The organism is Streptococcus sp. CM6 (assembly GCF_000526095.1).
Taxonomy (GTDB): domain Bacteria; phylum Bacillota; class Bacilli; order Lactobacillales; family Streptococcaceae; genus Streptococcus; species Streptococcus oralis_BW.
In genome coordinates this window covers 1-15,139 of sequence record NZ_JATS01000016.1, presented here as the reverse complement: position 1 = coordinate 15,139, position 15,139 = coordinate 1, and the positions used below count along the sequence as shown (strand labels likewise).

10 protein-coding genes are annotated in these 15,139 nt (G+C 42.2%); 6 read left to right on the top strand and 4 right to left on the bottom strand.

Annotated elements, in window-relative coordinates; translation table 11 throughout:
- Positions 1–7: 7 nt before the first annotated feature.
- Genes HMPREF1516_RS04515 through HMPREF1516_RS04505 form a run of 3 tightly spaced genes read right to left on the bottom strand, consistent with a single transcriptional unit; the run spans position 8 to position 2,146 of the window.
- Entirely contained in the window at positions 8–499 is a 492-nt protein-coding gene (locus HMPREF1516_RS04515) for a PTS sugar transporter subunit IIB (RefSeq protein ID WP_000211086.1), read from the bottom strand.
- Between the two features lie 10 nt (positions 500–509).
- Entirely contained in the window at positions 510–1,700 is a 1,191-nt protein-coding gene (locus HMPREF1516_RS04510; RefSeq protein ID WP_033605892.1) for a glycoside hydrolase family 88 protein, read from the bottom strand.
- Positions 1,701–1,711: 11 nt separating this feature from the next.
- Complete coding sequence (locus HMPREF1516_RS04505; RefSeq protein WP_033585819.1) at positions 1,712–2,146, bottom strand: PTS sugar transporter subunit IIA; 435 nt, start codon at positions 2,144–2,146, stop codon at positions 1,712–1,714.
- 272 nt (positions 2,147–2,418) lie between these two features.
- Here HMPREF1516_RS04505 and HMPREF1516_RS04500 point away from each other — a divergent pair, with 272 nt between their 5' ends.
- From HMPREF1516_RS04500 to HMPREF1516_RS04485, 4 genes are read left to right on the top strand one after another with little or no spacing between them, the layout of a single operon-like run.
- Positions 2,419–3,234 carry a gluconate 5-dehydrogenase gene (locus HMPREF1516_RS04500; RefSeq protein ID WP_033585818.1) on the top strand — a complete coding sequence of 272 codons (816 nt, stop codon included), beginning with the start codon at positions 2,419–2,421 and terminating at the stop codon, positions 3,232–3,234.
- Between the two features lie 18 nt (positions 3,235–3,252).
- Positions 3,253–3,894, top strand: coding sequence for an RpiB/LacA/LacB family sugar-phosphate isomerase (locus tag HMPREF1516_RS04495; RefSeq protein ID WP_000684780.1), 642 nt, complete (start codon positions 3,253–3,255; stop codon positions 3,892–3,894).
- A gap of 30 nt (positions 3,895–3,924) precedes the next feature.
- Complete coding sequence (locus HMPREF1516_RS04490; RefSeq protein WP_033605891.1) at positions 3,925–4,926, top strand: sugar kinase; 1,002 nt, start codon at positions 3,925–3,927, stop codon at positions 4,924–4,926.
- Positions 4,927–4,935: 9 nt separating this feature from the next.
- Positions 4,936–5,565: a bifunctional 4-hydroxy-2-oxoglutarate aldolase/2-dehydro-3-deoxy-phosphogluconate aldolase gene (locus HMPREF1516_RS04485; protein ID WP_000167290.1), complete on the top strand. Its 630-nt coding sequence runs from the start codon at positions 4,936–4,938 to the stop codon at positions 5,563–5,565.
- A 90-nt stretch (positions 5,566–5,655) separates the two neighbouring features.
- Here HMPREF1516_RS04485 and HMPREF1516_RS04480 read toward each other — a convergent pair whose 3' ends face one another.
- Positions 5,656–8,859 (bottom strand): LPXTG-anchored hyaluronate lyase, encoded by a 3,204-nt coding sequence (locus HMPREF1516_RS04480; protein WP_033585816.1) that lies wholly within the window; start codon positions 8,857–8,859, stop codon positions 5,656–5,658.
- Between the two features lie 222 nt (positions 8,860–9,081).
- Here HMPREF1516_RS04480 and HMPREF1516_RS04475 point away from each other — a divergent pair, with 222 nt between their 5' ends.
- Both HMPREF1516_RS04475 and HMPREF1516_RS04470 read left to right on the top strand, forming a co-directional pair.
- Positions 9,082–9,558, top strand: coding sequence for a glutathione peroxidase (locus tag HMPREF1516_RS04475; RefSeq protein ID WP_033585815.1), 477 nt, complete (start codon positions 9,082–9,084; stop codon positions 9,556–9,558).
- Positions 9,559–9,900: 342 nt separating this feature from the next.
- A partial coding sequence (locus HMPREF1516_RS04470; protein WP_033605890.1) for an alpha-L-fucosidase occupies positions 9,901–15,139 on the top strand: 5,239 nt, incomplete at its 3' end.

The window sequence follows — 15,139 nt, the reverse complement described above, 5'->3', positions numbered from 1 at the left end:
TCCTCTTTTAAATATAGTCCAGAATATTGACTTCAACAGCTCCATCGTTTCCTGTTGGAGTTGTTTTCGTATTAAATGTTACTTGATGCGTTTGACTCAATTCCTTAAGAGCTACCTTGTCCTCTTCACCTAGGAAGATAGAGCGTGTCACCTGCTCTTTACCAGGGGCATTGTGAATGTTCCCGATATTGATTTCTTTAATTGGAACACCACCTTCTACCAAGGTTAAAGCATCTTTTACATCCTTCACAACGATAAAGATTGTTTGCGCGGGATTCGCCTTGTGGATAATATCAATCACCTTTTGCAAAGGGAAGAAACGCATGGCAACTGAGTCCGGCACAACTGTTTTCATCAGAGTTTGTTGCATCTTATCTGTGCTCACTTCGTCATTAGCAACAATAACTGTATTACACCCCAGGTATTTTACCCAAAGTTGTCCTTGCCCGTGAATTAAACGTTCATCGATACGGGTCATAATAATATTTGGCGTCGTCATATTTCTCCTCCTACCAATATAGGTTCCAGTCTTTGTAGAAACGGATTAGGGCTTCTAGGTAATAGTAGTCACCCCAGATATTACCTTCATCCACTCCTTTACCTGAATGCCATGAGTACACACCGTGGAGGAGACTTGTTCCACCAGGGGTAAATTGATCATTTGCATAATGTTCGATCAAAGAACGAAGCATGGCATGCATAGCATGTTTATAAATATCTTTGTCAGCGTCCACCTCTGGGAGATGTTTTAGCATTTCATGAATCCCACAGACGGCGATAGCTGTTGCTGAAGAATCTCGTGATTGATCACTACCATCATTAAAAATCAAATCCCAATAAGAAACATGATCTTTTGGCAGACGATTCAAGAAATAATTGGTTACACCCTTAAACAAGTCAAAGCAGGACTCGTCTTTCAGGTGACGATAAGTCAAAGGAATACCATAGACTCCCCATGATTGACCACGTGCCCAGCATGAATCATCACTATACCCTTGTCTCGTTACACCTTTAAGGGGTTGGCCTGTCTCAGGATCAAAATAGAAGGTATGGAAGGACGAAGCGTCATCACGGATTACATTATTAGCTGAAGCATAGAAATGACTTTCTGCAATATCGTAGTATTTTTGATCGCCAGTTTCTTGATAAGCAAAGAACAAGAGCTGGATGTTGAGCAAGCAATCGATAATCAAACGGTAATGCTCTTTCTTGCCCAAGTCTCCCCAAGCTTGAATAAAGCCACCTTTTTCTTGATAGCGTTCAATCAACTTATCTGCAGCTTTCAAGGCCGCTTCTCTAGCCTCTCCATTTCCATTTATCTTATATTCAGCCATACAAGACGGTGTGTATAAGAAACCGAGATCATGGTGGTCCAATTCTACTCTCTTATTGATACGATCCAGGAAAGAAAGAACATTTTTATGAGCGATGTTTTTAAATGCATCCTGTTGACTGTATTCATAAGCCAACCACAGTTCTCCTGTCCAGAAACCATTGGTCCATTCCGTGTTATCCATGATTGGATAGACATTATTAAAGGTAGCTGGCGTCGGGAAATCTTCCTTGAAATAGTCAAGGTTGAGTTCTAACTGCCGAATAACCTTATCAATTGCCTGGTCGACTTCTTCTTTCGTCAGAAGTGGTACTTCTAAGAAGCGCTCAGGCGATTTTATTTCTTCAATCGTAACCTTTTTTATCATTCTTTTACCCTTTAAATACCCGATTCGAAATCTTCTTCCTCTGCCTCTGCATCCGTTGAAAACAATTCTTTACCATTTACGACTCCGCTCTGGGCCGCCGCTACTGATTTATTAACAACCTCATCAAAGCTATGAGCCATTCTAGCAAAGACTGCTTCCATTAACATGGCTAAGTTCAAACCCGAGAGAACATTCATTATTTTAGCTGGATTTTCTCCCATTATAGTAGAAGAAACCTTGAATGGCGATCCTCCCAAGAGGTCACTTAGGATTAAAACTTCTTCTTCATTTGAAATTGCAAGTAAGATTTTTTGCTTGAGTTCATCTGCTGACATTCCTTCCACAAAGTCAATCGCCTCCACATTTTCTTGATTGCCTGCAATCAATTGTAAAGAACTATAAATCCCTGTGGCAAAATGTCCATGCCCTACAAGTACAATTTTCATCTTTTCTCCTTTCTTGTTTGAGTTTACCGGTTTACTTTACATTTCCCATTGTAACCCTTTATTTTTATCTTGTCAATAGTTTTTTTAAAAAAAATATTAGCGCTTTCATTGCTTATTTAACCATTATAATAGACAGGAATTTCAAAATCTTCCGTTTTTTTAGGGAAACAAAGATTTTTGGAAATAAAAATATTTAATTATTGACAAAACCGGTTTACTAGAATATAATTTGGTTATAGAGAAGTCTTAACAAATTTGAAAGGAAGTATCAAATGACAAATACATCATTCTCAATTGAGCAGTTTTCTTTAAAAGGAAAAATTGCTCTCATCACCGGCGCTTCTTATGGAATTGGATTTGCTATTGCCAAATCCTACGCTGAGGCCGGCGCTACTATTGTCTTTAACGATATCAATCAAGACCTGGTCAATAAAGGGATTGAAGCTTATCGTGAAGTTGGCATCGAAGCCTATGGATATGTCTGTGACGTGACAGACGAGAACGGTATCCAAGCCATGGTCAAGCAAATCGAACAAGAGGTTGGTGTCATTGACATCCTCGTTAATAATGCTGGTATTATCCGCCGAGTTCCAATGTGCGAAATGAGCGCCGCTGATTTCCGTAAGGTCATCGATATTGACTTAAACGCACCATTTATCGTTTCAAAGGCAGTTATTCCTTCTATGATAAAGAAAGGGCATGGAAAGATTATCAATATTTGTTCGATGATGAGCGAACTGGGACGTGAAACAGTTAGCGCTTATGCTGCCGCTAAAGGGGGCTTGAAAATGTTGACCCGCAACATTGCATCTGAATACGGTGGAGCCAATATCCAATGTAACGGAATTGGACCGGGTTATATTGCCACTCCTCAAACAGCACCTCTTCGTGAGTTGCAAGAAGATGGTTCTCGCCACCCATTTGACCAGTTCATCATTGCAAAAACACCTGCTGCACGTTGGGGAAATCCTGAAGATTTGATGGGCCCTGCTGTCTTTCTCGCTAGTGATGCCAGCAATTTTGTCAATGGCCACATCCTATATGTAGATGGCGGTATCTTAGCCTACATCGGAAAACAACCTGAGTAAAAATAGAAAGAAGATCTTATGAAAATCGCATTAATCAATGAAAATAGTCAAGCTAGCAAGAATCACATTATTTACGATAGTCTGAAAGAAGCAACAGATAAAAAAGGCTACCAATTATTTAACTATGGTATGCGTGGAGAAGAAGGTGAAAACCCATTAACATACGTACAAAACGGCTTAATGGCTGCCATCCTTTTAAATACAAAAGCAGTCGACTTTGTTGTTACCGGCTGTGGTACGGGTGTAGGAGCTATGCTTGCTTTAAACAGCTTCCCTGGTGTTGTCTGTGGTCTAGCAGTGGACCCAACTGACGCTTACCTTTATTCTCAAATCAATGGTGGTAACGCCTTGTCTATCCCTTATGCCAAAGGATTTGGTTGGGGGGCAGAATTGACCCTCAAATTGATGTTTGAACGCTTATTTGCTGAAGAAATGGGCGGTGGCTACCCAAGAGAACGTGTAATCCCTGAACAACGCAACGCTCGTATCTTAAACGAGGTGAAACAAATCACCCACAATGATTTGATAACCATCCTTAAAACAATCGACCAAGACTTCCTCAAAGACACCATCTCTGGCAAATACTTCCAAGAATACTTCTTTGAAAACTGCCAAGATGATGAAGTCGCTGCTTATTTGAAAGAAGTATTAGCCAAGTAAAGCTATTCTAAACCAGAAAGGAACTAATGGATGATGAAAATCTTACTGTTTGGCGAACCATTAATTCGAATCTCACCATTAGATGCCACCAGTATCGGCGATCATGTTGCCAGTTCGACTTATTTTGGCGGATCAGAAATTAATATCGCTTGTAATTTGCAAGCCCTGGGTATCTCAACGAAAGTCTTTACCGCACTCCCTGCCAACGAGATTGGAGATCGTTTTATTACATTCTTGAAACAGCACCAAATCGATACCAGTTCAATCTATCGGCTTGGCGATCGAATCGGCCTCTACTATTTGGAGAACGGCTTTGGTTGTCGTCAAAGTGAAGTTTTCTACGACCGCAAACATACGAGTATCAGCCAGATTCGCCCAAACATGCTAGATATGGATTCTCTCTTTCAGGGGATTAGCCATTTTCATTTCAGTGGAATCACCGTAGCTATCGGTCAAGAGGTCCGTACGCTCCTTCTCCTACTCTTGGAAGAAGCCAAGCGCCGAGGGATTATCATTTCAATGGATCTCAATCTGAGAACAAAGATGATTTCAGTCCTAGAAGCTAAGTATGAATTTTCTAAGTTTGCTCGTTTCGCTGATTATTGCTTTGGTATTGATCCTCTCATGATTGATGAACAAAATCTAGAGATGTTTCCAAGAGACAGTGCCAGCCTAAAAGAGGTGGAAAATCGCATGCGACTTTTAAAAGAAACCTATGGTTTCAAGGCCATTTTCCATACCCTCCGCTCTAGTGATGAGCAAGACAAAAATGTCTATCAGGCCTATGCTCTGGGAGAACGATTTGAAGAGTCTGTCCAACTAAAAACTGCAGTCTATCAACGAGTTGGTAGCGGGGATGCCTTTATATCTGGTGCCCTTTACCAACTACTCCATCATTCCTCCCTAAAAACTACCATTGACTTTGCAGTTGCCAGTTCCACTCTCAAATGCACTCTCCCAGGAGACCACCTCTCCACTTCGGCAGCTAGTATTGAAAAATTACTGGCAAATACACAAGATATCATTCGTTAGGAGAATTACATGACCAAATCAGATACGATTATTGAACTAAAAAAACAAAAAATTGTCGCTGTTATTCGAGGAAATACAAAGGAAGAGGGACTACAAGCCTCGATTGCTTGTATCAAGGGCGGTATCAAGGCAATTGAAATCGCCTATACCAATCAGTATGCAGGGCAAATCATCAAGGAACTTGTAGACTTGTATCAGGACGATCAAAGTGTTTGTATCGGTGCAGGTACTGTGCTTGATGCCGTAACCGCTAGAGATGCCATTCTAGCCGGAGCAAATTACGTTGTTTCTCCATCTTTCCATGCTGAAACTGCAAAAATGTGCAATCTCTACAGCACACCGTACATTCCAGGCTGTATTACCCTCACAGAGATAACGACTGCACTTGAAGCCGGTAGTGAAATCATCAAACTCTTCCCAGGTAGTGCTCTCAGTCCATCATATATCTCTGCAGTCAAGGCGCCGATCCCACAAGTTTCCGTAATGGTAACCGGAGGAGTCGGCCTAAACAACATCCCTCAATGGTTCGCTGCTGGTGCAGACGCCGTTGGAATTGGTGGCGAACTCAATAAACTCGCTTCCCAAGGCGACTTTGACCGCATCAGTGAGATTGCCCAACAGTATGTTACACTCAGATAAAATGAAGTGAAAAATCCGAAGATATTTGGCCTTCTTCGGATTTTTTCTATTTTCCACAGTTTCATGTGATTCATCTAGATGATGAGCATATCAGTTGTTCTTTCCTCTGCGGAACAGATAAACTGCCCCAAGTAGCAAGAGCCCTAGACTTGCTAAGATTGACTGACCTTCTCCTGTCTGAGGGAGATTCTTTTGATCCGAATGGTTCTTTTCTTCTTCAGATTTTTCCTTTTCTTTTGAATCCTGAGTTTGTGGTTGAGCTGCTTGTTCTAGCTTTTTAAAGACTTCCTGATCTGGCGCTGATTCCTGGGTTTCAGGATTATAGTAGGCAACCTTATAGTTATCCCCTTCTTTTCGAATGGTATAGACTCCACGTTTCAAGACTTGGAATTGGTTGGAAATAGTAGAGACAGAATCATCATATTTCACAATGCCCCAAACTCCTTGTTTGGCATCATAAACAGACTGAAGGGTTTCGTTATTTTCGATGAGGCTACTTTCTAACTCTTTTACCATTTGATTGAAGGTGGCACGATCCACGTTAGGGATGAGCATATAGCCATAAGAATCTCCTTTTTGCTTATGAGCCTGACTAATCGTAAGAAATTCATTTTCAACTTCCTTGTCTGACTGTCCTTCATTAATATCCTTCCATGCTCCCTTTTGGACAGCCTTACTCATACTGATTGAACTCTTCTTAAAGAAAAAGTAACCAATATTCTTTTTCGAATCGGACGATTCTAAAAAGACACTTTGGGTTTCAGGATAATCCTTTTCTTGTTCTGTGAGGGAGGCTTCTTTATCATTGACATAGACTTTATATGGATTACTTGATTCCAGTTTTCTCTGGTCAATTGTAGTTACAGCAGTATCTTTTGAAGTGTTTTGGATATTGCTTCCTAAAAAGGCGATCTTATCCTTCAGCATAAACCAGCTCTTATGAGCAGTCAATGTTTGATTCCAGTTAGTGAAATCCATGGTTGCTGTCGCATTGGCCTCATCTAGTTTGCTCGTTCCAACGAAAGCAGACGGTAGAACTTTACCTGTATCGCTATCCGATCTCTTAGCGTCCGTCTCTGTCGTACCAGGCATCTTATAGGGATTGACTGTTGGCCAGTAGCCATCGCTATAGTGACTTAAATCGCCATTGTAAAGATAGAACATCCCATCACTCGTATACCAACCACGTTTGTTTTCCTTGTTCATGTGTTCGTAATTCAAAGTACGACTGGAAAAGAGTGACAAGCCAAATCCAAACCCTTTCTCTGCATTGTACATGGCTGTTTTATCCATCTTATTAAAGGCAGATAGGTAACTTGTTCTTGGAACACTTGCGACTCCTGCATCGCTTAACAAGGATTGCATCAAACTGATATCCTTATAAGTTTTCAAATTCTTAAAGACATCATAATAACTATCCGATTGAACAATGGTCTTTACAAGGCTCTGCAAACGTTGTTTGGTTTCTCCTTCAGACATATCCGCTATCCGATGAATCCCTCTCAGTACTTCTACCGCGGCCACATGCCCCTCGCTATTAGCACGACTGATAGAGCGTCCACGACTCATATCCATCAGCTCTCCATTCACCAGCAAAGGAGCAAACGATTTATCAATCCAGTGGTACATGGTTTGCATTTTATCTTTATCAATTGGACTCTTGGTCTTTTGAATGACTGGCAACAGTTGAGAAAGGCCATCAATCAAGACATTCCCATAAGCACCCGTATAGGCAACATTGGTGTGGTCGATATAAGATCCATCCTGATAAAAACCTTCACCTTGGTCTACCAACTTGAACACTTGCTCAATCGAACGAATGGTAGAAGAAATTTCTTGGTCATCCTTGCGCAGTAAACCAGCTATCACTTTTACCCTTCCCATATCCACTAAGTTTCCACCTAGAGCCTTAAATGGGTTATCAGTCGTCTTTCGGAAATGTTCGGGATCTGGCACAAATTTTTCAATCACATCTGTATATTTTTTTATTTCCTCATCTGAGAAGTATTCTTTCATCAGAGACAAAGTGTTGTTGATGGCACGAGGTGTACCGATTTCATAATCCCACCAGTTCCCAACAATGCTCTCTTCACTATTGTAGACATGTTTATGCATCCATTCCATGGAATCCCTGACTGTTCGAATGACGGTTTCATCTTGATAATAACGAGAAGAAGGATTGGTCACTTGCTTGGCCATCTCCTCTAATTTCCGATAAGTGGCAGTCAGATTCGCAGACGTTTTATAATTTGAAAATTTTTCCCACAAATAGGTGCGGTCCGCCTGACTTGAAATACTGGATAGGCTATCAGCTACCTTTCCTTCCAGCTCCTGATTTAACTTGGCCATCTGTTCATTTTTAGAATCATAGTATTGATTCCCAGCGATGATGCCATTCCAGTCATCCAAACGGTCTGTGTATGCATCCTTAACAGAGGCTAGAATCTTCAAAGGAATCTTTTTCACTTCCTTACCATCTTTACTGACAATGACATTGGTTGTCCCTTCCTTAAGAGGTTCTAAAAGTCCATTTTTGACTGAAGCAACGTCAGGATTTTCTACCTTATAAGTATAGTCCGCAAGAGCAAAAACATGTTTTTTCCCAATTGGTAAATCAATCTTTTCCTCAAGCTGTTTATCTGTTTGAGAATCCTCAGAAGGCTGGTCTGCTACCTCTACCAGCTCAATATCCTTAAAGGAAACAGTCCCTGTTCCCGTTTCATAGAATAACTCCAGCTTGACTTTATCAACATCTAAAGTCGGGCTATAGTCTGCTTCAATAGTCTGCCAGTCCTTTGTTCCTGACGTCGTTGCAGAATTCCACAATTGCTTGTCCTTACCACTTTCCTCAATGATACGAACCTTGGCAATCCCGACTTTATTATCTGTTTTAATCTTGAAACGCAGTTTATACTTTTTCTTAGCTTCAATAGGGACCATACGGTGAATCACTGCCCTTAGTTTCTCAGAACTTGAGATAGTGACAGCCCCATCCTTGGCTTCAATGACTCGAGTTGAGGCACCTGAAGAACTATTCTTCTGGTCTACCCAAGCTGACCACCCCTGGGCTTTGCTTCCTGTCCAAGGACTGCTTCCGTTCTCCGTCTGACTAAAATCACCATTTTCAACTAAATTCTTGGCATCCCTTTGCTGATACTGAACTTCCTTCTGGCTTTGCTGAATGGTATTCGTAGTCGTTTCTTCCGCTCCAACTGTCATATAATGGTTTAATAAAAATCCTGATAAAACAAGTGAAGACAAACTCACAATGAGTTTCTTTGTTTTTGTTTGCATGTATACACTCCAATAAACATATTGTAAAATCAATAGGAACTAAATCTCAAATTAGAGATTTATAGCAGCTAAGTAAACCGGTTTAATTAAATCATACCATTTTAAAAGTTATTTGTAAACGATTTCTATCATATCAGGGGCCTATTTTTCAACAACTTCTTCCATCCGACTCGACGAAAAGGGTAAAAACTGTTACAATGTAGAAAAAGAAAAGAGGCCCTCATGACCAGTATATATGATTTTTCCGTTTTGAACCAAAACAACCAAGCAACTCCCCTGGAGGGCTATCGTGGCAAGGTTCTCTTGATTGTCAACACTGCTACAGGATGTGGTTTAACGCCCCAGTACCAGGGACTTCAAGAACTCTATGAACGCTATCAAGATCAGGGCTTTGAAATCCTAGATTTCCCTTGCAATCAGTTTATGGGACAAGCACCCGGCAGCGCAGAGGAAATCAATAGCTTCTGCAGTCTACACTACCAGACCACTTTTCCTCGCTTTGCCAAGATCAAGGTCAACGGCAAGGAAGCAGATCCTCTTTATGTTTGGCTAAAAGACCAGAAGTCTGGCCCGCTAGGAAAACGAATCGAATGGAATTTTGCTAAATTTCTCATTGGTCGAGATGGGCAAGTCCTTGAGCGCTTCTCCTCCAAAACAGACCCCAAAACTATTCAAGAGCCTCTCCAAAAGATCCTCTAATTTCTTTTTAAAACGTGTCCTTTCATTTAGTTTGAGACTTGAAAGGATGCTTTTTTTCTTTAAAAAGTAACTGATTTTCTTTAATTTATACTTATTTTTTGCTTTTTCGCTATTGCAATTCTTTTATTAATTTAGTATATTTGTTATATTAAAAGTTTTCAGTCATTTTAAGGGAGAAATGACCTTTTAAATTTTTTTATCTTAAAATGAAAGCGCTTTATAAACAGGAGGTAAGGTGGCTTACAAATTATCAGAGAGTTTTTTCATTAAATCAAGTTGTAACCAAGTCAGACTTGGGCTTGGGCAGTAGCTGACTGCCTTTCTAAAAACTAGGAGTATATTATGAATCGATACCTTTTTGAAAAAGGGCAAACATTTAGCATTCGGAAGTTGACTGTAGGTGTGGCCTCTGTTATCGTGGGACTGGCATTTTTTGCTTCTGGAACCGTGCGTGCAGACGAAATGTCTCCTGCCACGACATCCAATTTAGATCAGCAAATGAAACAAGTAGCAGATATAGAAGAGACCAAGGCTGAACCAGTCAAAGAAGAAGACCGTGTAGAAGCTGAAAAACAAGAAACACCTGCTGCCGATACCAACAGTGCTGACTTGCTCCCTGAAGACATTCAGGACCGTGCCTATCCAGACACACCTGTCAAAGAACTCGATACAACTACTATCGTTGACCAGAAAGCTAGTCCAAAAGTAGAAACTAAGAGCATTCTAAAGGACAAGGAAGAAGTTCCAAAAGAAACTGAGAACGGAAACCGGGCTATTATTAACGGTGGACAAGACCTCAAACACATCAACTATGAGGGACAACCTGCTACTGCTGCTACTATGGTTTACAGCACTTACAACGCAGGGGAGCAACGCTACCTCGTTTCAGGATCTGGTATCTTTGTTGCACCTAATTTGATTCTTACCGTTGCTCATAACTTCCTAGAGGCCAATAAAGAAACTGGCGAAGGTCACATTCGTGGTGGAAAATCTGCCCAGTTCTACTATAACGTTGGTTCAAACAGCGAAAAGAAAAACTCACTACCATCTTCTGGAACTACGGTTTTATTCAGAGAAAAGGACATCCATTTCTGGAATAAGAAAGAGTTTGGAAAAGGCTATAAGAACGACCTTGCTCTTGTAGAAGCTCCTATTCCTCTTCCGATTGCTAGTCCAAACAAAGCAGCAACCTTTGCGCCTTTAGCGGAGCACAAGACGCATCAGCCGGGAGAAGCCATCAGTACGATTGGTTACCCAACTGACTCGAGCTCAAAAGAACTGAAACAACCTATCCTAGCCGGTCAGCTTTACAAGGCAGATGGGACCATCCGATCTGTTGAGTCCTATGATGATAAGGGAACAACCGGTATTACCTATAAAACCACTTCTGTATCTGGTTTGTCTGGTGGCGGAATTGTAGACAGCCAAGGAAAAGTTCTGGGTGTTCACCAACACGGAACCGTTGACAATGGTGTCGCTGAAAAGGATCGCTTTGGTGGCGGACTCGTCCTTTCACCTGAACAACTGAAATGGGTGAAGGACATGATTGCCAAGTATGGTGTGAAAGGCTGGTACCAAGGTGATAACGGAAATCGTTACTACTTTACCGATGAAGGACGTATGCTTCGGAATGAGAAAGCTGTGATCGGAAGCAACGAATATTCCTTTAACCAAGATGGTATTGCTACCTTGACCAAGGGAGTTGAGTACGGTCGTGTGGTTATCCAACACGAAGACGAAGAAGGAAATCCTGTCAAAGATAATGACACCTTTATCGAACAGACAGCTGTTGATTCGCCATTTGATTATAATTTCAAAAAAGAAATCGAGAAAACGGACTTCTATCAGAAGAATAAAGACAAATACGAAATTGTATCCATTGATGGCGTAGCAGTCAATAAACAGCTAAAAGATACTTGGGCTGAAGATCACAATGTTGTCAGCAAAGCGCCTGCCGGTACACGTGTTATCAAGGTGATCTATAAAGTCAACAAAGGCTCCTTCAAAGTTTACTACCGTCAAAAAGGAACCACTACTGAACTAGCGGAAGCGACAGTTGATAACAATGACGGCCAAGAGTATGATGTTTCCTTTGTCAACACTTTCCATGCAAAAGGCATTACTGGTTTCCGTCCAGTAAAAGCTAGTTTGGAAGCAACTATCCAGCAAAAAGGGGTGAATGAGGTCGTCTTTGAATACGAGCCAATCGCTAATACAGCCAATCCAACGACACCGACTCCACCAGTCGCTCATCCAGAAGATAAGGAAACTGAGATTGGCAACCATGGACCTCTTCCAAGCAAGGCTCAACTTGATTACCACAAGGAAGAATTGGCAGCCTTCATCCACTACGGAATGAACACCTATACCAATTCTGAATGGGGAAATGGGAAAGAAGACCCTCGATACTTCAATCCAACCAACTTGGATACTGACCAGTGGATTCGCACTCTGAAGGAAACGGGCTTCAAACGAACCATTATGGTTGTTAAACACCACGACGGATTCGTTGCTTACCCATCTAAATACACCAACCATACCGTAGCTGCTAGCCCATGGAAAGATGGAAAGGGTGACCTTCTCGAAGAAGTTTCCAAGTCTGCTAGCAAGTACGACATGAACATGGGTGTTTACCTATCACCATGGGATGCCAATCATCCAAAATACCATGTTGCAACCGAAAAGGAATACAACCAATACTATCTCAACCAACTGAAAGAAATCCTTGGTAATCCGAAATACGGTAACAAAGGGAAATTTATCGAGGTTTGGATGGACGGTGCGCGTGGTAGCGGTGCCCAAAAAGTAACCTATACCTTTGATGAATGGTTCAAATACATCAAAGAAGCCGAAGGAGATATCGCTATCTTCTCTGCTCAACCAACAAGCGTTCGCTGGATCGGAAATGAACGAGGTATCGCAGGTGACCCTGTCTGGCATAAAGTCAAAAGGGCCAACATCACAGACGATGTGAAAAACGAATACCTCAACCATGGTGACCCTGATGGTGATATGTACTCTGTAGGGGAAGCTGACGTTTCGATCCGTTCGGGCTGGTTCTATCATGACAACCAACAGCCAAAATCACTCAAAGAGCTGATGGACATCTACTTCAAGTCTGTTGGTCGTGGAACGCCACTCCTTCTCAATATTCCACCAAATAAAGAAGGAAAATTCGCAGATACAGATGTGGCTCGCTTGAAGGAATTCAAAGCAACTCTAGACCAAATGTATGCGACTGACTTTGCCAAAGGTGCCACCGTAACAGCAAGTTCTACTCGTCAAAACCACCTTTACAAAGAAAGCCACCTCACAGACGGTAAAGATGACACCAGCTGGGCCCTCTCAAATGATGCCACAACCGGTAGCTTTACAGTCGATTTGGGGCAAAAGAGACGCTTTGACGTCGTTGAACTCAAGGAAGACATCGCCAAAGGGCAACGTATCTCTGGTTTCAAGATTGAAGTCGAAATCAACGGACGTTGGGTGACTTACGGCGAAGGTTCGACCGTTGGTTACCGTCGCTTGGTTCAAGGCAAGCCTGTAGAAGCACAAAAAATCCGTGTGACCATCACCGGTGCTCAAGCAACTCCAATCTTGAACAACTTCTCAGTCTACAAGACACCAAGCAGCATTGAAAAGACAGATGGCTATCCTCTTGGACTTGAATACCACTCAAACACAACTGCGGATACAGCCGGAACAACTTGGTACAATGAATCTGAAGGTGTTCGTGGCACTTCTATGTGGACCAATCAAAAAGATGCCAAAGTAAGCTATACCTTCACAGGAACCAAGGCCTATGTCGTCTCTACGGTCGATCCAGGTCATGGAGAAATGTCCGTCTACGTTGATGGTCAAAAGGTTGCCGATGTCCAAACTAAGAATGCTAGCCGTAAACGCAGCCAAAAAGTCTTTGAGACAGGCGATTTAGCACCTGGCCAACATACTATTACTCTTGTAAACAAGACAGGCGAACCAATTGCTACAGAAGGAATCTACACCCTAAACAATGATAGTAAAGGAATGTTTGAACTCGAGTCTACTAACTACGAAGTCGAAAAAGGAAAACCAGTCACTGTTAAGATTAAACGTGTTGGTGGAAGCAAGGGGACTGCTACTGTTCGCTTTATCACAGAACCTGGAACTGGGGTTCACGGTAAAGTTTACCAAGATACAACTCAAGATGTGACCTTTAAAGATGGAGAAACAGAAAAGACTGTGACCATCCCAACGATTGACTTTACAGAACAAGCCGACTCTGTCTTTGACTTCAAAGCCAAACTCACTTCTGTCACTGACGGTGCCCTGCTCGGTTTCGCTACCGATGCAACCATCCAAGTGATGAAAGCTGAATTGCTGGTCAAGGACCAAACAAGTTATGATGACCAAGCTAGTCAGTTGGATTACAGTCCTGGCTGGCACCATGAAACCAATTCGGCAGACAAGTATCAGAAAACGGAGTCTTGGGCTTCCTTTGGCCGCTTAACTGATGAGCAAAAGAAAAAGACAACTGTCACAGCCTACTTCTACGGTACTGGACTTGATATCAAGGGCTATGTCGATCCAAATCATGGTATCTACAAAGTCTTCCTAGACGGCAAAGAAGTTCCTTACCAAGATGGCATGGGAAATGCTTCAACCATTGATGGCAAGAAATACTTTAGCGGTCGTGCAGCCCAACGCCAAGGCAATCAAACTCTGGTTAGCCTAAAAGGTCTGGACGAAAACTTGCACGCAGTCACCCTTCAACTAGATCCTGATCGAAACGATTTGTCTCAAAATATCGGTATTCAGGTAGACCAATTTATCACTCGTGGCGAAGGTAGCGAACTCTACAGCAAGGCAGATATCATCCAGTCTATCTCAAAATGGAAAGATGATCTGTCCAACTTTGATTCAGCAGGCTTGAAAAATACGGCTACTGCACGCCAAGCTTTCCAAGCAAATCTAGAAAAATTAAGAAACCAACTCAGTGCTGATGCAGTGGATGTTCAAGAAGTCATGTTGACAGTCAGCGCCCTACAAGATATCCTATCCAAGGATGAGAACTATCAAAGAGGTCAAGAGGAGCCTAGTCCAGAGCAACCGGAACAGCCAGAAGAACCTGAGAAACCTGACCAGCCTGAGCAACCAGCCGAACCAAAACAACCGGAAATTGAGTACGATAAGGCTATGGACAGCTTGGCAAAAGCTATCGAGAAAAAAGTCGCTGAGCTTGGATCCAACAAGGAAGCTAAGAAGAAATTATTAGCAATTGCTGACCAAGCCATTGCTGCAATCCAAGAAGCTAAAACTCAGGAAGCAGTCAATCAAGCGCTAGAAACTGCTCTCGAACAAATCAGCAAGCTCGAAGCAGCTCAGCCTGAGAAACCTGCTCAACCTGAAAAACCAGTTCAACCTGAGAAACCTACTCAACCGGAAAAGCCTGCTGAGCCCGAAAAGCCTGCTCAGCCTGAGAAACCGGCGCAACCGGAAAAGCCTGCTCAGCCTGAAAAACCTGCTCAACCTGAGAAACCTGCTCAGCCTGAAAAGCCAGCTCAACCTGAGAATCCAGTTCAACCTGAACAACCGCTCAACC

Bases quoted from the DNA above. Each gene is read 5' to 3' on its own strand.
- HMPREF1516_RS04515 (WP_000211086.1), bottom strand. From the start codon at position 499: ATGACGACGCCAAATATTATTATGACCCGTATCGATGAACGTTTAATT.
- HMPREF1516_RS04510 (WP_033605892.1), bottom strand. From the start codon at position 1,700: ATGATAAAAAAGGTTACGATTGAAGAAATAAAATCGCCTGAGCGCTTC.
- HMPREF1516_RS04505 (WP_033585819.1), bottom strand. From the start codon at position 2,146: ATGAAAATTGTACTTGTAGGGCATGGACATTTTGCCACAGGGATTTAT.
- HMPREF1516_RS04500 (WP_033585818.1), top strand. From the start codon at position 2,419: ATGACAAATACATCATTCTCAATTGAGCAGTTTTCTTTAAAAGGAAAA.
- HMPREF1516_RS04495 (WP_000684780.1), top strand. From the start codon at position 3,253: ATGAAAATCGCATTAATCAATGAAAATAGTCAAGCTAGCAAGAATCAC.
- HMPREF1516_RS04490 (WP_033605891.1), top strand. From the start codon at position 3,925: ATGATGAAAATCTTACTGTTTGGCGAACCATTAATTCGAATCTCACCA.
- HMPREF1516_RS04485 (WP_000167290.1), top strand. From the start codon at position 4,936: ATGACCAAATCAGATACGATTATTGAACTAAAAAAACAAAAAATTGTC.
- HMPREF1516_RS04480 (WP_033585816.1), bottom strand. From the start codon at position 8,859: ATGCAAACAAAAACAAAGAAACTCATTGTGAGTTTGTCTTCACTTGTT.
- HMPREF1516_RS04475 (WP_033585815.1), top strand. From the start codon at position 9,082: ATGACCAGTATATATGATTTTTCCGTTTTGAACCAAAACAACCAAGCA.